Raw genomic sequence first — 25,086 nt, forward strand, 5'->3', positions numbered from 1 at the left:
TCTCCGTCCAGAGTAGGGCCGGGCGGACGCGGTGTCAAGGGCGATTCGCAGGCCGCCGGCGGCCGCGCACGGCAGCCTTGGTCAGTTCGCGCAGCCACAGCACGGAACTGGCGACCGCGGCGCAGAAGAGCCAGTCGCCCAGCGACAACGGCACGGTCGAGAAGGTCTGCTGCAGAAAAGGCAGGTAGATAACGGCTGCCTGCAGGGCGAGCGACAGCAGGACCGACCCCCAGAGCCAGCGGTTGGCAAACAGCCCGCGGAAGGCGCTGCGCTCGTCCGACCGGGCGTTGAAGACGTTGAACAGCGAGAAGAGGACGAGGGTGGTGAAGGCCATGGTCTGAGCGTAGCGGAGACTGCCGGCGCCTTCGACCAGCCCGCCGGGGAGGCAGGCGTCGACGGCGAAGAGCGTGCCGACGGCGATGACGGCGCCAACGAAGAGGATCCCTGACCACATGCGGCGGGTGATGACCCGCTCGCGGCGGGGGCGGGGCGGACGGTTCATGAGGCCGCGGCTCGCCGGATCGACGCCGAGGGCGAGAGCGGGCGCGCCGTCGGTAACCAGGTTGACCCACAGGATCTGCGTGGCCAGCAGGGGCAGCACGATCGCGCCGCCGCCGTCCGACCTGAGGCCGAGGAGGTCGGCGCCCACCACGCCGAGGAACATGGTCATGACTTCGCCGATATTCGACGACAGGAGGTAGCGGAGGAATTTGCGGATGTTGGAGAAGATGGCGCGGCCCTCCTCGACCGCGGCGACGATGGTGGCGAAGTTGTCGTCGGCCAGCACCATGTCGGCGGCTTCTTTCGAGACGTCGGTGCCGGTAATGCCCATGGCGACGCCGATGTCGGCGGTTTTGAGAGCGGGGGCATCGTTGACGCCGTCGCCGGTCATGGCCACGGTGGCGCCGCCGCGCTGGAGGGCCCGGACAATGCGCAGCTTGTGTTCGGGGTTGACGCGGGCATAGACGGAGACTTCCTGAACGAGGCGGTCGAAAGCCGCGTCCTCGGTGCTCTCGATTTCGGCGCCCGTGACGGCGCGGCCGTCGCACGCGATGCCGAGCTCGCGGGCGATCACGGCGGCGGTTCTGGGGTGGTCGCCGGTGATCATGATGGGGCGGATGCCGGCGCCCACGGCCCGCGCGACCGCCTCCTGCGCCTCCGCGCGCGGCGGGTCGATCATCCCGATGAGGCCGAGGAAAATGAGTTCCCGCTCCAGGCGCTCATCGGGCTCGTCCTGCAGGAGGGCGTCCTTGGGCAGCGTCCGCACGGCCACCCCGAGAGTGCGGAGCGCGCCGCCCGCGAGTTCCTCGTTGGCGGCGGTGATTCCGGCGCGCCGCTCGGGGGTGAGGGGCCGGGGCATGTCGCCGGCCAGTTCGCTCAGACAGCGGGCGAGGAGCACATCCGGCGCACCCTTGGTGAAGACGAGCAGGAAGTCCCGCTGTTCAGCGTCGGTGTGGATGGTGGACATCAGTTTGCGTTCGGAGGAGAACGGGACTTCGCCGATGCGCTCCAGCCGGGCATCGAGAACCTCGTCTTCGAGGCCGGCCTTGCGGGCGGCGACGATGAGGGCGCCCTCGGTTGGGTCGCCCTGCACAGTCCAGCGCCCCGCGCGCTCGAGCAGCACGGCGTTGTTGGCGCGGTCGGCGGCAGCGAGTGCGCGCACCAGTTCGGAGCGCAAAGCGGCCGCGGGCGCCCCGGAGTCGGACGGCGCGGTTGGTTCCAGCCGCAGTTCGCCCTCGGGCGCGTACCCGGTGCCGTCGAAGTGCGCCCGGCCGCTGGCGGTCACCACGACCCGCACGGTCATTTCGTTCCGGGTGAGCGTGCCGGTCTTGTCGGACGCGATGACATCGGCCGAGCCGAGTGTTTCGACGGCGGCGAGACGGCGGACGACGGCATTGCGCGCCGCCATGCGCTGGACGCCGAGCGAAAGAACGGCGGTCATGACGGCGGGCAGGCCTTCCGGCACCGCGGCCACGGCGAGCGCGACGCCCAGGATGAGGACGTCAAACAGGGCGGAGAGTCTGCGCACGTCCTCGACGATGACAATGGTGGCGACCATGATGACGGCAATGGCGAGGACGATCAGACCGAGCAGCCGCCCGATGCGGTCGAGCTCGCGCTGGAAGGGGGTGGTCTCGGCGGGAGCGGCTCGGAGGAGGCCGGCGATACGGCCCATCTGCGTCTGCATGCCGGTGGCGACGACGACCGCCCGACCGTGCCCGGAGGCGACGGCGGTGCCGCTGAAGACCATGTTCGTGCGATCGCCGAGACCGACGTCCTGCGCGAGAGGGAGGACGTCTTTGGCGACCGGGAGGCTCTCGCCGGTGAGCGCTGCCTCGGCCGTCTGCAGCGCGGCCTCCTGGATCAGCCGGGCGTCGGCGGGCACCGTGTCCCCCTCCTCGAGGATGATGATGTCGCCCGGGACGAGTTCCTCGACCGGGATGATGCGGCGTTCGCCGCCGCGCACCACGGTCGCCCGGGCCGCCGCCATCCGGCGGAGGGCGGCGACGGCGTTTTCCGCGCGCGCCTGCTGGACGTAGCCCATGACGGCGTTGAGCAGGACGACCGCGAAGATCGCAATCGCTTCGTACGGCAGCGCGGTATCCCCCTCCGAGAGCCACAGGGCGGCCGAGACGGCGGTGGCGATGAGCAGGAGGATGACCAGGGGATCCTGGAACTGGGCGAAGAACTTCCGCCACCCGGGCACGGGTCCTTCGGCGGCCAGTTCGTTGCGGCCCCAGCGCGCCAATCGCGCGCCCGCCTCGCTCTCGGCCAGTCCGCTCCGCGCGTCCACACCGAGCTCGGCCAGCACCTCTTCGGCTGTCCGGCGGTAGGGCGCGGCGCTCTCGGGCGGCCCGGCGGGGGCGGCGCTCACGCCGGCTCCTCCCGCGCGCCGTCGATGTCTACCTCGCGCAGCGCCCGGGCGGCGCTCTCGGGGGCGACCGAATTGATGTAGATGCCGGAGCCGATCTCGAATCCCGCCGGCGTGGAGATTTTCGGGATAATGACAATGTACCAGTGCAGGTGGCGGGTGTCCTCATCGCCGACCGGGGAGGAGCGGATGATGTAATTGTAGTCGGGGTTTCCGAGCAGGAAGTAGAGCCGGCGGAGGGTGGACCGCAGCACAGCGGCAAGCTCCGCGATGGCGTCGTCGCCGATGGCCGTGAAGCTGGCGGCGTGGCCCTTCGGGTAAATGCGCGCCTCAAAGGGGGAGCGGGCGGCGAAGGGGCAGAAGGCGACAAAGCCGGGGGTCTGGTCAAGGAGGCGTTCTTCCTGCCGGATCTCTTCGGCAACCATGTCGCAGTAGACGCACGTGCCGTAGCTGTCGTAGTGGAGGACAGCCTGGCGAAGAGGATCGCGGACGTGGGGGGGGACAATGGGCGTGGCGATGAGCTGGGAGTGGGGATGTTCCAGCGAAGTGCCGGCCCGCCGGCCGTGATTGCGGAAGACGGTCACCAGGTTGACGTGGGGATTGCGCGAGGCGGCGCGCTGGCGCTCGCGATACGCGGTGAGCACTTCGGTCACCTCCGCCACCGACATCGTGGCCAGCGTCTGGTTGTGGCGGGGGCTCTCGACGATCACCTCCGCGATGCCGAAGCCGTTGGCCGAAAGAAACGAGCCCACCGCCGTCCGAGCGGCCGGCAGCGACGGGGAGAGCGCGGCGAACTTGTTGGGGGCGACCCGTACGCGCCATGGACCATGCGGCGGCAATTGCAGAACGGTGGCCGGAGTCTGATCCTCGTGCCCGGGGCAGAACGGGCAATCATCCCTATATTCCGGAAGCGGCCGCGGCGCGGCGGTTTCTTTGGCGAAGTCGGAGGGCCGCCGTCCCCGTCCCGGAGCGACGACCACCCACTCTTTGGTGGCTTTGTTCTGTCGGAATTCGGACATGTTGTGACCTCCTCACTTCGGAAATAACGACCAAAGCGCCGGGCTCCGGCAAGCTTGATCTTGCGGCCGGCGACGACGAGCTGTTGGCTGAGAGCTGCGACTGCGGGCGAGGACGAGCGCCAGAGTGCGCGGGGGAGGCGAGCGATCAGCGGGGCCTACCTCGGAATCGAGGCCCTTCCGCGCCGCCTCGCCGTCTTGCTGCACGACCAGGGTGAGTGGGGATGCGCGGAGCTGGTGGCCCTGGCGGAGGAATGCCTCCGATCACGTTCCGGCAGTCCTGGATAATCGCACGAGGCCCGGCACTCGGCGGGGGATGATGTCGGCGGGGAGCGAGGCCACAGTCGTCGGTCATCTGCAGTGTAATACGACGCGACTCCCGGCTGCCTCTCGATGGCAACATTTGTCGGGAGGCGGCGCCGACCCCGGCCCGGACTTCACACTCCCATACCCGGTGCTGCCTACCTCTCGCAGTGTTCCCACGGGCCGCGTCCAATCGACTGAAAGTCGCTGGCCGCCAATCCATTCCAACGCGCAAGCCGGGCCGGGACGGCACCCCGATTTTTCGGAGCTCGAGTCGCGATCTTCTCGTCCCTGGGTTCGGAACGGGCATATTTCGGCTGGGCCCCGCACTTTGTTCTTGACACTGTCTAAAACGATACATAATCTAATTCCATGAAGGACGCCCTCGTCATTTTGCGGGAGTGCGATATCCAACCCACCCCCCAGAGAATTGCCGTGGTGGAATACGTACTGAAGTGCAGAACACACCCATCGGCGGAGGATGTCCTGAGCTATGCGCGGAAGAAGTGCCCGACGGTCTCGCGGGCGACGGTCTACAACACGCTCCACCTGCTGGTCGAGAAGGGGCTTCTCGGCATGCAGACGATCAGGGAAGGCGCGGTTGTTTTTGACCCCAACGTGGAGCGGCACCATCACTTTGTTGACAACGACACGGGGGAAATCTATGACATCCCGTGGGAACAGCTCGAGGTCAGAGGGACGGAGCGACTCAGGGAATTCGAGATCGTCGAGTGCCAGGTGATCCTGCGGGGACGGCGGAAGAGAGGGTGATTCCTTTTTTGGGCCCGCGGGCGATGCGGCCCTCCGCACGTGAGAACGGACTCAGGAGTATGGCTTGAAATAGAGGAGATGTTATGAGCAACCAGAACAAGGACGGCGCGGGGAAGTGTCCGGTGACGGGGCGGGGCGGCAGCCCGACAGCGGGCGGCGGCACCTCCAACCGGGAATGGTGGCCGAATCAGCTGAACCTGAAGATTCTGCACCAGCACCCCCCCGTATCCAATCCGATGGGTGAGGATTTCAACTACGCCGCAGAGTTCAAGAAACTCGACTACGCGGCGCTGAAGCAGGACCTCTACGCGCTGATGACCGACTCTCAGGACTGGTGGCCGGCCGACTACGGCCACTACGGTCCGCTCTTTATCCGCATGGCGTGGCACAGCGCGGGGACCTACCGTGTCGCCGACGGCCGCGGGGGCGGAGGGACGGGGAACCAGCGTCTGGCCCCTCTCAACAGCTGGCCGGACAACGTGAATCTCGACAAGGCGCGGCGGCTGCTCTGGCCGATCAAGCAGAAATACGGCAGGGCCATTTCCTGGGCGGACCTCATGATCCTCGCCGGCAACTGCGCGCTGGAATCGATGGGACTGAAGACGTTCGGTTTCGCCGGGGGCCGCACCGATGTCTGGGAGCCCGAGGAGGATATCTACTGGGGCCCCGAGGCTGAGTGGCGCGGCAGCACGCGCTATTCGGGGGACCGGGAGCTGGAGAATCCGCTCGCCGCGGTCGAGATGGGTCTGATCTACGTGAACCCGGAAGGTCCGAACGGCAACCCGGACCCGGTGGCTTCCGGGCGCGACGTCCGGGAGACCTTTGCGCGCATGGCCATGAACGATGAGGAGACAGTCGCGCTCGTCGCCGGGGGGCACACCTTCGGCAAGTGCCACGGCGCGGGCCCGGCCTCGCACGTGGGGCCCGAGCCCGAGGCCGCCGGCCTCGCGGAGCAGGGCCTCGGCTGGAAGAGCAGTTTCCGCAGCGGCAAAGGCGGCGACACGATCACCAGCGGCATCGAAGGGGCGTGGAAACCGCACCCGACGAAATGGGACATGGGCTATCTCAAGGTGCTGTTCAAGTACGACTGGGAGTTGGTGAAGAGTCCGGCCGGCGCGAACCAGTGGCTGGCCAAGGACGTCGCGGAAGAGGACATGGTCGTCGATGCGCACGACCCCTCCAAAAAGCACCGGCCCATGATGACCACCGCCGACTTGTCCCTGAAGTTCGACCCGATCTACGAGCCGATCGCGCGGAGTTATCTCGAGAATCCCAGGAAGTTTGCGGATGCCTTTGCGCGGGCGTGGTTCAAACTGACCCACCGCGACATGGGTCCCCGCTCCCGGTACCTCGGCCCGGAGGTCCCCGCGGAAGAGCTCATCTGGCAGGATCCCATCCCGGCTGTCAATCACAGGCTGATCACCAAGCGGGACGCCGCCGCTCTCAGGGCCGAGATTCTGGCATCCGGTTTGTCGGTGGCCGAGCTCGTATCGACCGCCTGGGCATCGGCTTCCACGTTCCGCGGTTCCGACAAACGCGGCGGGGCCAACGGCGCGCGCATTCGCCTCGCACCGCAGAAGGACTGGGAGGTCAACCAGCCGGCCCTGCTCGCCAAGGTCCTTCGGACTCTCGAGCGCATCCAAAAAGCGTTCAACAAGTCGCAGTCCGACGGCAAGAAGGTGTCGCTGGCCGATCTGATCGTCCTGGGCGGCTGTGCGGGCGTCGAACTGGCGGCGAAAAAGGCCGGGTTCAAGGTCACGGTTCCTTTCACGCCGGGACGCATGGACGCCTCGCAGAAGCAGACCGACGCGGCCTCCTTCGCAGTCCTCGAGCCCAAGGCCGACGGTTTCCGCAATTACGTGAAAGCCCGGTACAGCGTGCGGGTCGAGGAACTGCTGGTCGACAGGGCGCAGTTGCTCACGCTGACCGCACCCGAGATGACCGTTCTCCTCGGCGGCCTGCGCGTCCTGGGCGCCAACTTCGGGGGATCCCCCCACGGCGTGTTCACCGCGCGCCCGGAAACTCTCACCAACGACTTCTTTGTGAACCTGCTCGACCTGAACACCGTGTGGAAACCGACCGCGCCGGACGAGGAGCTCTTTGAGGGGCGCGACCGGGCGACGGGCGCGCTCAAGTGGACGGGGACCCGCGTCGATCTCGTCTTCGGCTCGAACTCCCAGCTCCGGGCTCTCGCGGAGGTCTACGCCTGTTCGGATTCCCTGGAGAAGTTCGTGCAGGACTTTGTCGCGGCGTGGGACAAGGTGATGAACCTTGACCGCTTCGACCTCGCCTAAACGGAGCGAGCGGATCGGACAGAAAGGAGGTTGGCTCGGTCAACCTCCTTTTTCTTGGCCGGACTCTTGCATGATTGGCCGATCAGTCGGATGTGGGGCAATCCGCGAAAAGCGCGATCATAAACCGGCCACGCGGACACCCTCGCCGCCGAATCGCGCGGGCCCGGCAGGCTTCCTCCGGGCGCGGGTGACGCGGCGATCGGGACGCCTGTCCGCCGTGATTATGGTTCTGCGCGTTATTTCTCTTGGCCCGAACCCGGCTTCTCACTACTGTCGGCACCGATCCATTTGCTTGCCGCGGCGCGCCACGAAGAACTCATAGGCATAGTAGTCGGAGTACCGGCGGTGCATGTCCGGCTCCTGCGCGAGCTGGTCGAGGACCGCCAGCGCCTCGGGCTCGGCCGCGTAGGCGGCGCGCAGGTGTTCGATGCGGCGTTCCATCGGCGTGTAGAAGTCTTCCCACCAGGCCTCATCGGGCAGAGTGAAATGTCCCAGGAGCGAGAACCCGGAGCCGGCGATGATCGCCAGAATATCGGGGACGGCGCCCATGGCCGGGTAGTCGACGTCGAAGCTCTCTTTGACCTCCGGCGGAGGGTTCGCCTTGCGCCAGACGGCATCGGTGAACGCGAGGTAACCGCCTGAGCGGAGGAGCCCGTGGCAGACACGCAGCGCGTGGGCGATGCCGATGTTGTAGAGCGCGCCCTCGGACCAGACCAGGTCAAAGCCGGCCGGGGGAAGGCCGGGATCGGCCATGTCGCCGACCACCGGGAATACTCGTGCGGAGAGCCCCAGCCGGGACACCGCGGCGGCGAGCCGCTCGATGCTCGGCGCGTGGCGGTCGAGAGCGACGATCGGGCCGGAGGTCAGTTCGGCGAGGTGGAGCGTTTGCCCTCCGACACCGCACCCGAGGTCGAGCACGGCGGGGGACGGCGGCAGGTCTCGGCACAGGGCCAGCGCCCGGGCGGCACAGGCGCGGTTGCCCGGCCCCTGCCGGGGAAGCGACTCGAAGACCTCGAAGAATATCTCCCAGAAACGCGGCGTCGGTTCGCCCATGTCATGCCTCGTCTTGCCTCAGGATTCTTTCACCTGCGGTTTCTGTCTCCTATCGCGGTTGGCTACGCCCTATGGTAATGAATCTTCCCCGGCTTTAGCAAACCTCATCGCCGCCTCACACACAACCGGCTGAAGGCAGGTCCGATGGCCGCCTTGATGCATCCGCTGCGCGCAGGCGACGCCATCAGCACTTGACCAGGCTGCGGGAACCGGCCGAGCGGCAGGCGCCGGCCGGGAAGGGCCGGAGGCGCCGGCCGATGAGGTGCGGCGCGAAGCGAATCCGGATGAGACCGACAGAGGGCTGGCAGCAGCCGGGGGATCTTAGAAAGCGAGCCGGGTGAGCCGCCGCGGGGGGGGACCGGTCTTGCACGGCCCGTGACTCATGCCGGGGAACATGAAGGGCCGGGTCTACGTATGCTTCCACATGGCAAGGCGCCGGGCAGTCTTCTGGAAACTCGCTGCGTGCGATTGGAACGTCGGCCGTTTCATCCGAGGGAGCAGTATGAGAGAAGCGCGCTTCTCGCAACCGTGCATCCTCGCTGCAACTGCGATAATGGCGGCGCTCCTCGCCGCCGATCTGGACGCGTGCACCGCTTTTATCGTCAGGCAGGGGCACCAGGTGCTGGTGGCCAACAATGAAGATTGGACCGAGACGAATGTCCGCGTGTGGTTTGTCCCCGGATCACCAGGGCGGCACGGCGCCGTCTACTTCGGTTTTGCAGATACTCCCGGTGGCGAATCCCGAGAAGGGGGGATGAATGACGAGGGGCTGTTTTTCGACGGTTTCGGTGCTCCCGCCATAGGGGACAGCAACCCTCTGAACAAGCCGCTCTATCAGGATTCGGTCGGTTTTCCCGACAAGGCCCTGGCGGAGTGTGGGAGCGTTGAGGAGGTGACGGCGCTCGCGTCGCAATTCCACCTGCCGCTCCATCACGCCATGTGGATGTTCGGGGACCGGTACGGCAATTCCATAATCATTGAAGGGGAGAAGGCAGTCGCGGGCGATGGCCGCTATCAGATCTGCACCAATTTCCGCCAATCCGAGCTGCAAGGCGACATCGCTCCCTGCTGGCGATACCGAACGGCGGACAGCCTGCTGGAAAACATGCCGGCGTTGTCGGTGGCGTACTGCCGCGACATACTCGACGCAGTCCATCTGAAGATTACCCAGTATTCCTACATTCTTGATCCGAACTCAGGACAGATCTACTTCTACCACTTTCACGATTACTCCCAGGTTGTGCAGGTGAATCTGGTTGAGGAACTTACCGCGGGGCCGCACTATATCGACATGTTGCCCCGCTTCCCCAGGAAGCTGGGTGTTACGCTGTTGGCTGAGCAGGGGAAGGCCTGTTATCTGAGTTTCAGCATGGTGTTTTTCGCTGCCTCGCTGATTGTGTGGGCGGGACGCGTTCTGTTCCGCAGAATCGTGCGCGTGAAGCCGACAGGCTCCCTGGCGCAACGCTCGCCCGGAGCTGCCGCTGGGCTGATCGCGGGCGTCCTGTGCGCCGTCATTGGGGCCTACCTCGTGGTTCTCCTTGGATACCCGGAGATGATTCCATACTCACAGGAAAACGCGAGCGGCCACTCCCCGTTCCTGCGGTTTGTCCTGCTGGGAGCGCCCTGGCTGGGCGCGGCGCTGCTTGGTGCATCGATCTACTATGGTTGGGCCGTGTGGAAGACGCGAGCGTGGCGCCTGGTCGGACGGGCGCACTATACTCTCCTCGCGCTGATCGCCTCGGCTGATGTCGTGATCTGGGTTGCCTGGGGGATCATCCCGTGATCGCCACAGACTCTTGTGGGCCTCCAGTCAGTAGTCCCGTTCCACTACGCCGGGTTCAACGGAGGTCGTGGGGAAGCAATAGGCCGAACTGCAACCTGGGCGCCCTGACCCGCGTAATCTCGCTTGAGACACCAGCAGGAAGGAGTAGGTTATGCGAGTTGTTACGGTTTGCGCCGTAGCTCTTCTTTCCGCCGTTTCATTCGCCGGTGTCGACGGCCGGCAGGCCAATTACCTTGTGCCAAATGGCCCCGATCTCGGACATGAAACGCCGAGCAGGACCGCTCAGTGCGGGTCTGTTGCGAAACTCCCGATGCGGGTCGAGGGACGGTCATGTACATCGTTTTGCCTCGACAACAAGGGTGAGGCCGTCTTCGGGTCAAATTACGACAACGACATCCCCGAGGGGATGGTCTTCATCAACAAGCGGGGAGTCTCCAAATCCGGTCTCATGCCCGGCACCACCGGGCAGGTTGCCACGTGGACATCGAAGTATGCCAGCGTCACATTCACGGTGGTCGGCCACCAGTTGGCCTGGGCCGGGATGAACGAACAGGGTTTGGTGATGAGCACCATGGCTCTCGGCGAAACGCAGAACCCGGAGCCGGACGAACGCGCGCCCCTGCACTCCCCGCACTGGATGCAGTACCTGCTGGACAACTGCAGCTCCGTGAACGAGATCCTTGCGGCCGACTCTCAGGTCAGAATATTCGAGACGGTCGATCATTACCTGGTTTCTGATGCGGCCGGCGACTGCGCGGTGATCGAGTTCCTCGATGGCAAGACGGTCATGCACACCGGCCAGGGGCTTCCCGCGGCAGTCCTGACCAACAGCACGTACGCAGAGTCGGCGGCCTTGTTGGACGGCTCCGGGGGGGAATCCGGCAAGCGGCGCGATCCCCAGCCCATTAACGGTTCGCTCCGCCGCTTCGGGATCGCCGCAGAAAGGGTGCAAGCGTTTGAGCCGGCCGGTGCGGAGGACGCAGTGACATATGCGTTCGACATTCTCGACAAGGTGGGTGGAGACGCGACGCTGTGGAGCATCGTCTTCGACACGCATGACCTGACAGTCTACTTCCGCACCAAGTCGCACCGGGCGATCAGGTACCTCTCGCTGAACGATTTCGACCTCTCGTGTCAGGCGCCGGACCTGATGCTCGATATCCACGAGAAGCTGGAGGGACACATTGCCGAGGCGATGACGGTCTTTTCCTCCGATCGGAATTTCGCGTTCCTCAAGAACGCCATCGCACGACGGGAGATCCCGATGAGCGACGAGCAGCTGCAGGCGATGCGCGCGATTCTCGACAGTTACGAATGCGAGCAGTAAGCGGGGCGCCGGGAATCCCAGAAGGGGCGGGCCACGCGGGCGCGGGTTTCATATCGCGGCAGCAGCAGCGGTGCCGCAGCGGCACATCAGTCAACGCGGCCGCCGGCCGACGCGATCCGCAACCGGGTGATCGAGACCGCAGCGTGACCCCGGAGACCAGGCAATTTCGACATCAGAGTCGCAGTTGCCCAGGAAAGTTTCAAGCTTGACACGCTGGAGAAACTGTGATTCATTTCCGATAGCCTGTGCACCGTACCGGCCCTCAGTCGGGATCTGTGCGGTTAACCGGGAAGGAGGTGGTTCGAGTCATGCGTATGAATCTTGCGCGGAGTCATGCTGTGAGTGCGATTCGGATCACCCTCGCCGGCCTCGGTTAGGTGCAACCCCGATTCTTCCCCCATGACTCCGGGTTCCTGAACACGGCACAAAGGAGTCATGAATGATCAGCCTTACTAATGAAGACGGAATCACCTGCGCCAGCCTCATGGTCCTGCAAGAGGATCGCGAGGCCTGGGCGATCGTCGTTTCCTGGAAGAAGGGAGTCGACGGCCTCCCGGACCGACGCGCCTTCCATGAAGCGCTCGAGTCAAGCATCGGGGAGTGCGTGAGGATGGGCGCGCTCTATCTCGACAGCCGCGTGATTACTGCAAGCACAGGCGTCGATGACGCGCTGACATCCTCGCGCGCTGCGCTTCACCGCGATTTCCTCTCCGCCCGCGGTTTCGTGAGAGGCGAGGATCGCGTTGAGTACCAAATGGATCTCGCCGTTGCGCTCAGTATGCTTGAGGCGGACGAGATCGAACCTAGTCTTGTCTGGGAATGCGTCAACACGGAATGCGCGTCGGCTCTCGCGCGGGCGGCCGATTTGTTCTCTCAGGCAAGTGAGGGCGACCCTGCATCGAATCCTGGCGAAGATGCAGTAGGATTTGTGAAAGCCCTGATCGAGGAGAAAGAAACGGTCCAAGCCCCCGAACGCCTCCAGATCGGGATGTGCGGGAATGATCCCGCCGCAGTTCTCGCGCTCAAGGTCTATCCCAGCGACGGATGGTCGACGATCTACTACCTTGGCGTGCTGCCGGTTTTCCGCGGGCGCGGATTCGGTGCCGCCGCCATGCTTCAGGCGTTACATTCTCTGAAGGCCATGGGCGGGAGGATCTATCATGATGGAACCGCATCGGGGAACGCAGGCGCGCTGGCGCTCTTTGCGCGCCTCGGCCAGCCCCCATTCCGGGTCATGGAGACATGGAGATTAAGACGATAGGCCGAGGTTCGATCGATCGTCATGGAAGCCGGGCGCCATTCTCAGGAAGTGGCGTCCCGTAAACACCTGAGCCGACGCCTTGCAGCGGCTGATTAGGAATGGTGCGGCCCCGACCTGACTCTCCCCGGACCTTGGTGGCATTTCATTCGCAATGCGGCCGCACGATGCCTTCATCGGCGGAACGCATTGGAACACAACCAAATGCAACGACGTGACATTTGTCTGGAGACGATTTGGCTTGACATCGATGCAGCACTCAGTGAGTTTAGTCGAGAGGCAGTGACGATCCGGTTTGCAGGCTGAGTACTCGGATCAACAACTCGCCTATCTCACCTTCTGTGGACCAGATCGACAACTGATCCTCGTATTCTGACATAAGGAGGATCAATGGTACGTCCCAAGCTACTTTCCAATGCCCAGAAGATCATGATTTGTCTGGTTATCGTGCAGGTCACGACGTCGGGAGTCCTCGCTTTTGATGGCCAGCGCAATGGGTTCGTCCTGGGCGCAGGTGTCGGCCTGTCAGCCATATCAACGCTGTCTTCATCTTACATGGGGCACAGCTTCAGCGGGAGCGGTACGGGAGTGGGCATGAACGCGATCATGGGATATGGCATAAGCAAACATGATGTTCTTGCGGTCGGAATGAACTGGGCGGGGTACAGAAGCGATTACACCGGCGAGAACGCCGATATCGCCCAGGGAATCGTTGCCCTCACATGGACAAGGTACTTCGGCAAACCGGGCAAGTCATATCTAGTACTGGCGGGGCCGGGTGCATACTTCGCCCGCTCGTTCTCGGGGGTCGATATCTCGATCTGCTGGGACTGCCCTTTCGAAGACATGCCTACCGCGAGAATGCCGGAAGATTGGGGGTTTGGTCTGATCGGCGGTGTGGGTCGTGAATTGAGTACTCAATTCCAACTTGTAGTGTACGGCGCAATCGGTTTTCCTTCAGGTAACGTCTACGTGCCTGATGGCAGCCAGGCTGCGAAGACAGTCACGGCTGCGCATGTCAACATTCTCCTGATGTGGATGAGTTTCTGACAAATAGGAGAGGCACCTCCAATGAGGGAACTCCACTCTGGCGAGCCGTCAAATTGTGCGAAGCATCTGCTTGAATTACGGCGCAGTCTATTACCTGGCGACTACCTACATAATGGCGGCCCCGGTCTCGCGCTCCTCAACCCTCTGTGCAATTCGGTTTCGATGTGCAGCCTGACTACGCGATTCTTGACGGATAGTACCAAAGGGCCAAAGAAAACGAAAAGGGGGCGAGGAGAGTAACCTCATTCATCACGTCGGAAAACGTAAGTCGCCCATCCCACAGTATCTCTGCCCCACTTGAGGTACATGTTCCTGCTCGACGTAACCCGGTTCATGAGTTCGGTGATGTCCGGATCGTCGGGGTTCTGACGGGCGTATTCATCGGCCGCCAACCACTGCAGGCCCTCGTATTGATCCCAGTCATTCTGGTCGCTGACAATGGTATAAACGAATCGGAGCCCGTGTTTCTCTCCAGCCTCCACGTTGTCGGCATGCGTCCCGAAGCTCTCCTTTTGAAGGCCGGACGCATCCAGATACTGCGGTGATGGATCATGGAGCCAGAAGGGCTCCCCTACGACCACCAGGCCGCCCGGGGCAGCCCAGCTCTTCAATGTTCTCAGCGTTTCACTGTGGTCTTTGAACACCCAGCTGGCCCCAATGCAGGAGACCAAATGCAGACTCGCAGGCTGTTCCGGCCTGAACTCGGCGCCATCCATCTGCGTGAATGTGACGTTGGGGGTGGACAGTCTATCGGCGGCTCTTTTCTTACAATCTTCAACGCAGTAAGGGGAAATATCTACTCCGAGTCCTCTGACTTCATATTTCTCAGCCAATCGAATCAGAAACTCTCCCTTGCCGCAGGCGATATCGACCACTCCGGCCCCTCTGGGAAGGTCCAGAAGTCCGACGAGGTGGGCTAGTTTGGCCTCGCTTGTCGGATTGCAGACCAAGTGCTTCCGGTGCGTGATATTGTAGAACTTCCAGGTATCCACAGTCACTCCACATTTGTATCGATATAGCAATCACAACAGGAGGAACCATTTTGTCAACTGGGAAGTGACTCCAGAGTGGTTCCGGATCTGGCGGAGGCCCTATATGCGGTATTATGCCCCGTCTACAAAAGACCCTTTGGCATAGTTGCCAAAGGGATTGGAGGGCAATCAAAGCGGGCCCGACCTCACTCTCCCCAAACTTTCGTGAGCTTTAGCTTCCAGTTCCGATTACGCTATGCTCTGATCGACGGAAATCGCTGGAAACCAATCGAGTACAAAGAACAGGGCCGCCGCAATTGACAGTAATTGAGGCTCAAGATTGCGGTCATGCTGATTTGATCTGCCCATTATCGCCAGGTCGAATCCGTCCTCACAGTCGCTTGTCTTTCTCAGCACGCACATTCATTCAAAGTTCTTGAAATCTGGCCAATCGGTAATCAGTGAAGCCCGTCTGTTCTTACAAATCCAGATCGTCTGGTTGTTCTCATATGGCATGCAATAGCGATGCGTGAAAATGCCGGCAGGAATGACCTCGCCGTAGCATTCTTTCATGGCATCTTCGGATCCGCCCAAGCGGATGACTACCTCGCCGTCAGAATTCTGACATCCCCACAGCCAGTAATTATTATGCCCGCTGATAGCCCTGGGCAGATGGTACTCTCCGCCAAAATAGTCGATTGCCCCGGCTTCTCCGTAGTTGTTGCAGAGGATGACGCATTTGGACTGCTCTTCCGGCGTGAGCCGGGCATAAGCCTCCGCGACGGCCGCCGTCATCTCCTTCCAACCAAACATATCCGCATAATACTGCGGGAGTTCACTGAGCTCTTTCTTCTCCGGCGTGGAGGGGCCGATACCGAGTGCCCGCGAATACGCGATGAAGGTATCGACCGGTAACAGGGCAAGCGTCAACGGTAGTGGCACTAGGCCGCCCAAGATTACTGAAGCAAGAATAACAGGCCTGAGCCATCGCCACTTCAGCCAGAGAACGAACTTCTCGACAGTAAACGATCCCAGAGCAAAGAGCATAGGGGACATCGGCCCCAAGTACTCCGACTTACTATTCTTGCTAACTATAAGAATCAGGAAGACCGCTAAGAAGATGATCGGTAGAACGCGGAATTGCCTTGTTGATCTTGACACCAGGAAATATGTCAGTCCCGCGAACCAGATGGGGAATGAGACCGGACTCATGTTCAGTACTTGCTGGCTGAACATGTCCCACGGTGACACCGACACGTACTTATCGGCGAGCGCATTGCTCATGAATTCGAGAGTGGGGAAGTTATTCGCTATCTGCCATATTATATGCGGGAGGAAAAGAATGACAGAAAGGGCAACTGCAAACCACACTCTTCGTGTCAGCAGAAGGGCTCGATACGGAGTTGCGAGCAGCGCGATCAGCAGTCCAGTGCCGAGCCATAGAACGCTGATCTTGTTCATCAATCCCAGGCCGAGTACAATTCCGAGCAGAATCCAATGCCGCGACAGATCGTGTTTGGCTATGAGGATAAGGAGATAGAACGCGAGGGTCCAAAGGAGGGTATCGAAGGAGTTCATTGAGAAGTGTGCATTGATCGCAAGTGTCAAAGGTGCAAGGAGCGCACAGATTGACGCGAGGATTTGAGAGTATTTGCCGCCGCCGAGTTCGCGTGTCATCAGACCAGCCAGGAGGACGACAACTGCGCCGGTGACAGCCGGAAGTAGCCGCAGGGCAAATAGCGAGTCTCCTAGAAGCAGACGATTCAACCATAATATCGCGATGGATAACGGTGGCTGATCGACATAACCCCACGCCATGTGATCGCTGCAGGCGATATAGTAAAATTCATCGCGGAACATCCCATAACCACCAGTGATATTGACGACCAGATGAAGACAAAGCTTCACGAGGGCAATCGTCAGCAGGATTGCACTGCCGTCTCGAACGAAGTGGGATGATGAAAAGAAACGATTGGGTGCCAGATTACCCGGACACATATATTGCGCCCTCCGGTCTGACGTATCGGATGGAGCTCCCGTGAATCCACAGGCTCGCCATCGGAGTCCTGCCTGCCTGACTCGCCGCAACTCTCACTGATTATGACCCTTCTGACGAGTTGTGTACCATTACTCTGGAATATACGAAAAAAACAAGGTCGGAGGTACCCCGCGTATAACACCTCGGAAGTCACCGGCGTCTTGGAGACTAATGGGTAGGCCGATTATGCAGCCTTGGCCTAGTAAGGGAAAATGGTTATTCAATGGCGGCCCGCGGTATCACTCTCCCCAAACTTCTGTGAGCCTCTGGTTTCCGTTCCAGTTACGCTATGCTTGAATCAACGGAACTCGCTAGAAAACAGTCAAATACGCGGACACTGCTTATCGTCATTGCGTTGTTGGTTGTAAGAGAGTTACTTGTGGCTGACCTCACATGCATCCGCCGATGGAGGGAAGGAGTTAGTCATGAAGCGACGACCACTGTGTAGCACCTCGTTAATGTTATACGCCACGCAGCATGTCTTCTTACGAGGATAATCTATGAGAACCACATTTACTGCTGCTTTAGCTGCCTGCCTTCTATCTGCCCTACTTTACGCGCAGACTCCACCGCCCTCCGCTCAAGTAGAGGGTTCATGGGTGAAGGTCGCCTGCCCATTCGATTCGAGTAAAGCGCTGCTTGCTGTCACCTGCGGCCGACTGAAAGTGCCTGAAAACTACGATGAACCTAAAGGTCGATCGATAGAGATTGCATTCATGGTAGTTAAGGCTCGAAAGAACATAGATCCAGAAAACCCAGTCCTTTTCCTAAACGGAGGCCCCGGGCAGACAAGCCTGTTCTTCGCAGAGACTCTCGTAACAACTCCCCTCATCTATGATGTTGTGGTTGATAGAGATTGGGTGTTTTTCGACCAACGAGGAACTGGCAGGTCGATTCCGCAGCTATATTGCCCCGACGATCAAGACAGTCCTTTTGATTTGAAAAAGTGCAGAGATGGTCTAATAAAGCAAGGGATAGACCTTTCCCAGTACAACAGCGCACGAAGTGCCAGTGACATGGAAGCGCTTAGAAAAGCACTTGGCGTGAATCAGTGGAATCTCTGGGGGATCTCCTACGGCAGCAGACTGGCAATGACAATGGCGCGCTACTACCCCTCGAGCGTCCGCTCGATCGTTCATGACGCCCCTGGCTTGCCTGGGGGTCAGGAACTCGTCGACGATGCTCTCGGAACGGACGTCGCGCTGAATAAGATATTCTCGAAGTGTGCGATGGATTCAGCGTGCTCGTCCAAGTTTCCAGAACTGCGGAGCCGATTCACAGCGGCGCTTCTCCGCCTCAGGCAGCAGCCATTATTGGTCGGCGAGAAGCGGTTTGACGACCATGCGGTGGTTCAGTTCTTTCGCCACTGGTTCTACCCCAGGGGTTATTCGACGTATGAACATCGCCTACAGAACCTCCTGATTTTCATGGATGCGGCTGCTCGCGACGATGGCCCACTCATGGACGAAACTATACAAAGGATGAGAAAGGAGGAAGGGCTTGATAAGGTTCGGCCGCCCGAGCCGATTTACGCCCGACAGAGTATCGCACAGAACCTCTCTGTTTACTGCAACGAGAAGAAACCGTTCGAGTCCATGGATGAATATCAGAAAGCGGTGGCAAGCTCCGAGATCGTTCGTTCTCTTCTCGCGGATTTTGGAGCTCCTTCAGACTGCACTTTGTGGCCCTCCGGCGAAGCTGATTCAATTGAAAACACTCGCGTATATTATGACGGGCCGCAGCTTGCCTTTACGGGCGAGCTGGATGCATCCTCGTCGGGCCTTGCCGGCTATAAAATCGAGATGCTCTATGCCAATGCACTAAACGTCGTCTTCAAGAATGGCTACCACGGCCAGTTCCCGACAGAGCTACCCAATTCGGAGGACCGTGACTATTGGCTGTGTGCCTTGCGGCTGGCGCACCAGTTTTTTGCTGATCCGCAACGAAAGCTGGATACCGGCTGCGCCGAAACACGACGGTTGCGCTTGGTAAAATGATCAATCGAGGTGGCGGCTACAACAGCAATAGCAGGTAGGGTTCAGGCGTTCACTAGCGAATGACTTCTTCAAAATCGATCGTCGAATTGAGCACTCCTGCAGCGTGAATTATGGTATCAACGTTGATCACATTCTCTCTTGAAAGTTGCGCGAGTGCAAAAGCTATAATATGAGCACCAAAACTGCGGCCGGGTTAAGCAATCGGGATAAAAAGCGGGCCCAGTATCACTCCCCCCAAACTTCTGTAGTATTCTCTTTGCGGGTGCACATCAGGTACTCGACGGCAAGCGGAACACGCTGGAAAACAATAGAATAGCGGGGCACTACTAACTGCCAAACGCATGCAATGCGGAGCCTCGAAGTGTGCTCTCCTCGTCTTCCTGAAACATTTGAGTAACTGCTTACGTAACGCTTACCACGGAGTCCACGATGAGGGATTGAGCCGCCTAACCGAGGAGTTCATGTGAAGACGCGAATGCTCAAGACCAGCTGCCTGTCGTTGGCACTGCTAATGCTCCCTTTGCTGATGCATGCGCAGGAGACCGGAACGGTTGCCAGCCCCGAGACGGTGTTTGACCACGTGTGGCAAACAGTGGATCGTACTTACGGCCAGTTTGGTAGTAAACACGTCGACTGGGCGGCCCTCTATAGGGTCTATCGTCCACAGATCACTGCCGAAACAAGCGACGGCGACCTGCACCGGATCTTGCTGGAGATGCTTGGACATTTGAACGATGCCCACGTGTGCATTCAGACCGACACGAGTCGCACCTGCTGCGGTTTGACCGAGGGTCTGCCGCGTGTCGGCTTCTCCCGGGAATTGATCGAGTCCCACTACCTGAAGGGAACAGCGGACACGGCGCTCGACGGCCGTCTGTTGAGCGGCTGGCTGACTGATCAGATCGGCTACATGTATCTTCGCAACTTCAAGAGCAAGCCCGACGAGTTGAGCGCCGCGATAGACGGCTGCATGAAAGGATTTGCTGCTGCCTCCGCGCTGATTGTCGATGTTCGCGATAACACGGGAGGCAAGTCAGAGAACAGCGAGCTGGTGGCTGACCGATTCGCCGATCGTAAACGGCATTTCGCGACGAGTTTCGATCGCTACGGCGAAAAACACGACGATTATCTACCGCCTACATACCGGAATATCGAGCCGGCCGGCCCGATTCAGTTCACTGGCCCCATGGTAGTGTTGACCGACCGCCACACGGCGAGCGCTGCTGAGGAGTTTGTCCTGGCTATGCGGGTCCTGCCGCATGTCACTATTGTCGGCGACCTTACTGAGGGCGCCTTAGCGGCTCAGTATCCGGAAAGGCTGCCGAATGGCTGGACGCTATGGGTCGCTCACAAGTACACCATTGATCTTGAGGGGGTCTGCTGGGATGGGGTGGGGATTCCTCCTGACGTGCGGATCACAAACACCCAGGCCGACATTGATTCAGGTCAGGATCGCGTTCTGCAGTTTGCTCTCCTCTTCCTTGAAACGGGCAGGCCGGAACCACAAATGGAACCAGCCAGTCTCGATGGAATCCGGACCTCCCTCGTGCAGGAATTCAAGATGAACCTTGATAAGTCCGGATTCGAATTCGCCGTAAACGACCTCAGAAGCAAGATTAAGGGCGGGGACCAGCGCTACTTTTTCAGCGTCGTGGAAATGCTGGAGTTGTCGCGAGAATACGTTAGCAGAGATGAATTCAAGCAGGCTATCGAACTACTGGAAATCTTGCGGGCAGAATATCCGCGGTTTGCCCACACGTATGGGTTGCTGGCAGCCGCCTATTTGAACTCCGAAAACCAGGAGGCCGCAAGGACGGTTGTCGCCGAAGGAGAGCGAATCAAGGCCATGTATTCGTGGGAGAAACCGCTCTTGGAAAAAGTAAAGCAGGCACTTGAAGAACAGTAGGCAGATTGCCACCCATGCCCTTGTAGTGCGAGGCCTTCACCCTGATGCGTGTACCGACAGGCTGAACCCGATACCCAGGATACTGGTATGCCGTTCTGTCCACAAAAGCCGTGGTTGTAAAGGTTCCATTGTGCGTCTTCCATTTGTCCGTTCGTATCTGTTAGCCGCCATATTGCTTGTCCCACTAGCCCCGACCACGTCCTGCGGTGAGAATGACGACTACGATCGGTTTGCCTGCAAAGTTGTCACCCTGCTCGCCCCTGAGATAGTACCTGACGAGCCGGGTGCGGCAGTGGTGGTCACTCAGCAGGGCAAGGTCATCTATCGTCGTTGCTTCGGCCTGGCAAACCTTGAACACAGGGTTCCTATTACACAAGAAACTGTCTTCGATCTGGCCTCCTGCGCCAAGCAGTCAAGCGTGCTAAAGTCCTATGGCATGGGCAACTCGAATGACCAGTCTACTGTCCGGATTGAATGGATTGACTATATTATTCTGATCTCTGCCGCCGGACTGCACTGCTCGTAGGCGTTTCGCAAGTCAGTGTCGTCTACGTGAACGTATCGTTCCGCACACGCAGGGTCGAGTGGCCGAGCGCACGCTGCAGGACTCGCAGTGGCCCACCTGCGCGGACGAATGCTGTGGCCCCGGGGTGGCGTATCGGATGCGAGTGCAGGTGTAGCCCGATCTTACGGGCAGGATTAGTGCCGTCAGGCAACTTGAGATAACACGAGTTTACGGAGAGTAAGGTTGGCTATTTTTGTAAGCGTATAACCGATTGCGAGTTAAGGGGATAGATAAGGCGGGCCCTCGTAGACGCGTTCCGCAACTGGGTGATAGGCAGTGCGGCGTAGCGCGTGTTCGGCAGCTGGCGATTCTCAGGGAATGCGCCAATCAAGCTCTGGCTGCCTGACTGAGGATGTGACTCACGGGTCTAAGCGCTTCTATGATCTTCTGTTTGTTCCGTGGATTGGTATTAACAACCAGCGGACTCGGATGATAGCATTCGAATATCCTGATGTAGTCATATTGACTTTCGAGTTTCCTTTTCACTCTCTGGGCTTTCTTACCAACGAGCACAATAATCTGTAGGTTCGGCAAGAGATCTATAAGGCTATTCAAATAAGGCAGCCCCGCACGGATGTCATCTGCTGTGGCCGGTCGTATCTTCTTGCCGGTACCGATATACCAGGGCACAACATTCCAAGTAATCGTTTTCTCTCTTGGGATACCGGCCTCCACGTTGATTTCAAAGAAGTTCTTCGCCGACTCATCGTCGTTATTCCGAGAAATGAAACCGGACCTTACCGCATTTTGCCCCGGTGCCTCCAATACGAACAGGCATTGCGCTCTGGTGCCACCGTCCAGAGGATCGAAGTACGGAATGCTCTTGTCTGGATGTTGGGAAATGATAGCATCCACATATCGTGTGAGAGGGGCGATATGCTCGTGCTTGAGCAGTCTCTTTCTTGCTGATCGCTCCGCTTCGTGTTTAAGGCTCTTGGGGCAATCTTTCATTGATCCCACAGTATAAGGTAACAAAATCCGAGATCAAATCCACTCTGGAGCAAGCAGGCGCAACACTACTGGAGCGGCTAAGGTGGTGGAGGTCAATTAGATATGAGAATGGCGGGGTTGACGAGACTCGAACTCGCGGCCTCCTGCGTGACAGGCAGGCGTTCTAACCAACTGAACTACAACCCCGGCTCATCGAACAATCGCTCGGTCAATCCACCTTGCGTCTCGCCTGAACCGATCGGCCTCGCTTGAACCGATCGGCCTCGCCCGCCGATTCCCATCTGTCCAGCATCGCCCGGGGGCCACCGGCATCTCCCATACTCGGGGAGTCGACCACCCCGCGCCGGCGCCGATCAGTCGCGCATGCGCGGGTGAGTCAATCCTGCACCGTCAGACGAAGTCTCTCTGGGCGGTACAAGATTCGAACTTGTGACCCCCTGCGTGTAAGGCAGGTGCTCTAACCAGCTGAGCTAACCGCCCGGTCTCAGGTTCCCCTTACGGGCGCCTGCGGCAACATCGCAAGGACCATCGCGGTTCGCTCTGTTCCCCGTTGTCTCCAGGGGCAGGCGAATCGGCAACGGCCCAATAGTATAATGAAGGCCGGCGAAAATGCAAGTGCAAAGAGGGGCTATCGGCAACGGATACGTCAAAAAAACCGGGCGCGCCCGGCGGCGGTCCGGCCCTCGGCGAACCCTTTGGCCCGCCCCGCGTTATCGGATTAAAAGTTGACGCCGGTCGGCGCGCGCGGCTATCTTGAGCAAAAGTGAGGACCCGCTATGGCAGTTGACCCGTCGATCTTCAAAGCCTACGACATCCGGGGCACCGTCCCCGACCAGCTCAACGGAGACCTGGCCTACCGCATCGGTTATGCGCTGGCCAGCGTGCTGAAACCGAGATCCATCGCGGTCGGTCGCGATATGCGCGTATCCTCCGACCTGCTCTTTGAGCACCTCGCCCGGGGGATAAACGACTATGGCGCCGACGTGATCGACCTCGGTCTCATTTCCACCGACGCCCTCTATTTTGCCGTCGGGAAATTCGGTTACGACGGCGGGGTGATGGTGACCGCCAGCCACAACCCGAAAGAATACAACGGGTTCAAGGTCTGCCGCAAAGAGGCTGTGCCGCTCTCGGGCCAGGAGGGCCTCAACCAGGTGCTCAGGTTTATCCAGGACGGCGAGGAGATGCCCCGCTCCCCCTCTCCGGGGGTGGTGGCGCGCAAGGATATCCTCTCCGAATACGCCGACCATTGCCTTTCGTTCATCGACATTTCCCGCGTCCGGGAGTTCCACGTCGTGATCGATGCGGGCAACGGGATCGCCGGGCGGACCGTGCCGCCGGTCCTCGACCGCCTTCCGATCCGCACGACGCGGCTCTATTTCGAGCTGGACGGGACTTTCCCAAACCACCCCGCCTCGCCGATTGAGTTGGAGAACCTGGCCGACCTGATCCGGGCGATTGCGGAGACGGGGGCGGATTTCGGGGCCGCGTTCGACGGCGATGCGGACCGCATGTTCCTCGTGGACCGCAAGGGCCGTCAGATCGGCGGGGACATGGTGACGGCGATGGTGGCCAAGTCGCTGCTGAAGAGACATCCGGGGGAGACGATCCTCTACAACCTGATCTGTTCGCGGGCGGTTCCCGAACTGGTGGAGCGGATGGGGGGGACGGCGATCCGGACGCGGGTCGGCCACGCGCTCATCAAGCCGCTCATGAAGAAGCACAACGCGATTTTCGGGGGCGAACACTCCGGGCATTTCTATTTCCGCGACAACTGGTTCGCCGACTCCGGCCTCATCGCGTTCCTTGTCTGCCTCGAGCTGCTCTCCGAGGAGCGGCGACCGCTGGACGAGGTGGTGCGCGACCTCGATCCGTATGTCCGCTCGGGCGAGATCAACAGCCGGGTGGCCGACCAGAAGGCGAAAATCGAGGCGATCGCCGAGGCCTACGGCGACGGCCGGCAGGACCGGATCGACGGCCTCACGGTGGCCTACGACACCTTCTGGTTCAATCTCCGGCCGTCCAACACCGAGCCCCTGCTGCGGCTGAATATCGAGGCCGACAGCCCCAGGATCCTCGAGGTGCAGAAAGCGAAACTGCTGGGCCTGATTCGCTCCTGAGTATGGTGGACACGCCGATCCGGTTACTAGTGGTCGATGACGACCCGCTCCTGCGCGAGCTGCTGCAGGACACGCTCGACACGCTCGGGTACCGGGTGACGGCGGCGGCCGACGGGATCGAGGCGCTCGAGCGGCTCGCCCAGGGGTCGTTCGATCTCGTCATCACCGACATCAAGATGCCGGGCATGGACGGGATCGCGCTTTTGAAGCGGGTCAATCGCCTCTACCCCGATCTCCCGGTGCTGTTCATCACCGGGGTCGCCTCTCCGGAGGTGATCGGGCAGGCGTCGCCGGTCGGTTTTCTGGCCAAGCCGTTCCGAATCTCGCACATCGAGAGGCTCATTTCGGACGCGCTGCACTGGCGGAAGGAGCGGGTGGAGCATCCGATCCGCCGGGTGATGGTGGTGGACGACGACGATCTGTTTCGGGAGATGCTCGCCGACACGCTCACCGGCCACGGGTTCACGGCGTGCGCGGTGCAGAACGGTCCGCAGGCGCTGTCCGAGCTGGAGAACGGTCCGGTTGACGCGGTGATCACCGACATCAAGATGCCCGGCATGGATGGGATCGCGCTCATGCAGGCGATCAAGGAGCGGCACCCGGAGCTCCCGGTGGTGCTGATCACGGCGTTTATGAGCGAGGCGGAGCTCGGGCCGGCGACGCCCGCCGCCCGGGCCGACGGGTTTCTCCGCAAGCCGTTCGAGATCGATCGCATCCTCGAACTTCTGGATTCCCTCGCACCCTCGCCGGTCGACGGCCGGGCGGGTTCATGATCGGACCGCGCTGACAGGCAGGGGGTGGACATCAAACC

18 protein-coding genes and 2 tRNA genes are annotated in these 25,086 nt (G+C 60.7%); 11 read left to right on the plus strand and 9 right to left on the minus strand.

Features of this window, described 5'->3' with window-relative positions; all coding sequences use genetic code 11:
• Positions 1–34: 34 nt before the first annotated feature.
• Positions 35–2,875 (minus strand): cation-translocating P-type ATPase, encoded by a 2,841-nt coding sequence (locus KA261_07800; GenBank protein MBP7697702.1) that lies wholly within the window; start codon positions 2,873–2,875, stop codon positions 35–37.
• Positions 2,872–3,891, minus strand: coding sequence for a galactose-1-phosphate uridylyltransferase (gene galT / locus KA261_07805; GenBank protein MBP7697703.1), 1,020 nt, complete (start codon positions 3,889–3,891; stop codon positions 2,872–2,874). The genes KA261_07800 and galT overlap by 4 nt, the downstream gene beginning before the upstream one ends.
• Before the next feature lie 672 nt (positions 3,892–4,563).
• Between galT and KA261_07810 the strand changes: the two genes are divergently transcribed.
• Both KA261_07810 and katG read left to right on the plus strand, forming a co-directional pair.
• On the plus strand, positions 4,564–4,962 hold the full coding sequence (locus KA261_07810; protein ID MBP7697704.1) for a transcriptional repressor: 399 nt from the start codon (positions 4,564–4,566) through the stop codon (positions 4,960–4,962).
• 83 nt (positions 4,963–5,045) lie between these two features.
• A complete protein-coding gene (gene katG, locus KA261_07815) occupies positions 5,046–7,256 on the plus strand; it encodes a catalase/peroxidase HPI (protein ID MBP7697705.1) in 2,211 nt (736 codons plus the stop codon).
• A gap of 267 nt (positions 7,257–7,523) precedes the next feature.
• Here the strand turns inward: katG and KA261_07820 are convergent, their stop codons facing one another.
• Entirely contained in the window at positions 7,524–8,309 is a 786-nt protein-coding gene (locus KA261_07820) for a class I SAM-dependent methyltransferase (protein MBP7697706.1), read from the minus strand.
• A gap of 502 nt (positions 8,310–8,811) precedes the next feature.
• Between KA261_07820 and KA261_07825 the strand changes: the two genes are divergently transcribed.
• The 4 genes from KA261_07825 to KA261_07840 all read left to right on the plus strand — a co-directional run bounded on the left by KA261_07825 (position 8,812) and on the right by KA261_07840 (position 13,727).
• Positions 8,812–10,092 carry a hypothetical protein gene (locus KA261_07825; protein ID MBP7697707.1) on the plus strand — a complete coding sequence of 427 codons (1,281 nt, stop codon included), beginning with the start codon at positions 8,812–8,814 and terminating at the stop codon, positions 10,090–10,092.
• 310 nt (positions 10,093–10,402) lie between these two features.
• Entirely contained in the window at positions 10,403–11,419 is a 1,017-nt protein-coding gene (locus tag KA261_07830; protein MBP7697708.1) for a linear amide C-N hydrolase, read from the plus strand.
• A 439-nt stretch (positions 11,420–11,858) separates the two neighbouring features.
• A complete protein-coding gene (locus KA261_07835; GenBank protein ID MBP7697709.1) occupies positions 11,859–12,680 on the plus strand; it encodes a GNAT family N-acetyltransferase in 822 nt (273 codons plus the stop codon).
• Positions 12,681–13,067: 387 nt separating this feature from the next.
• Positions 13,068–13,727, plus strand: coding sequence for a hypothetical protein (locus KA261_07840; protein MBP7697710.1), 660 nt, complete (start codon positions 13,068–13,070; stop codon positions 13,725–13,727).
• A gap of 242 nt (positions 13,728–13,969) precedes the next feature.
• On the opposite strand, the gene KA261_07845 is transcribed toward KA261_07840, so the two are convergent.
• Together KA261_07845 and KA261_07850 are read right to left on the minus strand one after the other, a co-directional pair.
• On the minus strand, positions 13,970–14,719 hold the full coding sequence (locus KA261_07845; protein MBP7697711.1) for a class I SAM-dependent methyltransferase: 750 nt from the start codon (positions 14,717–14,719) through the stop codon (positions 13,970–13,972).
• 402 nt (positions 14,720–15,121) lie between these two features.
• The gene (locus tag KA261_07850) at positions 15,122–16,696 is read right to left on the minus strand and encodes a glycosyltransferase family 39 protein (protein ID MBP7697712.1); all 1,575 of its coding nucleotides are present in this window, start codon (positions 16,694–16,696) and stop codon (positions 15,122–15,124) included.
• A 540-nt stretch (positions 16,697–17,236) separates the two neighbouring features.
• Between KA261_07850 and KA261_07855 the strand changes: the two genes are divergently transcribed.
• The 3 genes from KA261_07855 (at position 17,237) to KA261_07865 (ending at position 21,165) form a co-directional block, all read left to right on the plus strand.
• The gene (locus KA261_07855) at positions 17,237–18,733 is read left to right on the plus strand and encodes an alpha/beta fold hydrolase (GenBank protein ID MBP7697713.1); all 1,497 of its coding nucleotides are present in this window, start codon (positions 17,237–17,239) and stop codon (positions 18,731–18,733) included.
• 463 nt (positions 18,734–19,196) lie between these two features.
• On the plus strand, positions 19,197–20,639 hold the full coding sequence (locus KA261_07860) for a S41 family peptidase (protein MBP7697714.1): 1,443 nt from the start codon (positions 19,197–19,199) through the stop codon (positions 20,637–20,639).
• A 130-nt stretch (positions 20,640–20,769) separates the two neighbouring features.
• Positions 20,770–21,165 (plus strand): serine hydrolase, encoded by a 396-nt coding sequence (locus tag KA261_07865; GenBank protein MBP7697715.1) that lies wholly within the window; start codon positions 20,770–20,772, stop codon positions 21,163–21,165.
• Positions 21,166–21,187: 22 nt separating this feature from the next.
• Here KA261_07865 and KA261_07870 read toward each other — a convergent pair whose 3' ends face one another.
• The 4 genes from KA261_07870 to KA261_07885 form a co-directional block, all read right to left on the minus strand.
• Positions 21,188–21,355, minus strand: coding sequence for a tyrosine-type recombinase/integrase (locus KA261_07870; protein ID MBP7697716.1), 168 nt, complete (start codon positions 21,353–21,355; stop codon positions 21,188–21,190).
• A 176-nt stretch (positions 21,356–21,531) separates the two neighbouring features.
• On the minus strand, positions 21,532–22,155 hold the full coding sequence (locus KA261_07875; GenBank protein MBP7697717.1) for a uracil-DNA glycosylase: 624 nt from the start codon (positions 22,153–22,155) through the stop codon (positions 21,532–21,534).
• Between the two features lie 109 nt (positions 22,156–22,264).
• Positions 22,265–22,341: transfer RNA gene (locus tag KA261_07880), tRNA-Asp, on the minus strand.
• A gap of 220 nt (positions 22,342–22,561) precedes the next feature.
• A tRNA-Val gene (locus tag KA261_07885) sits at positions 22,562–22,635 on the minus strand.
• Between the two features lie 296 nt (positions 22,636–22,931).
• Between KA261_07885 and KA261_07890 the strand changes: the two genes are divergently transcribed.
• Together KA261_07890 and KA261_07895 are read left to right on the plus strand one after the other, a co-directional pair.
• Positions 22,932–24,275 carry a phosphomannomutase/phosphoglucomutase gene (locus KA261_07890; protein ID MBP7697718.1) on the plus strand — a complete coding sequence of 448 codons (1,344 nt, stop codon included), beginning with the start codon at positions 22,932–22,934 and terminating at the stop codon, positions 24,273–24,275.
• Between the two features lie 2 nt (positions 24,276–24,277).
• Positions 24,278–25,048 (plus strand): response regulator, encoded by a 771-nt coding sequence (locus KA261_07895; protein MBP7697719.1) that lies wholly within the window; start codon positions 24,278–24,280, stop codon positions 25,046–25,048.
• The last annotated feature ends 38 nt before the right edge of the window (positions 25,049–25,086 follow it).

This window comes from Candidatus Zixiibacteriota bacterium (assembly GCA_017999435.1).
Taxonomy (GTDB): Bacteria; Zixibacteria; MSB-5A5; order GN15; family FEB-12; genus JAGNLV01.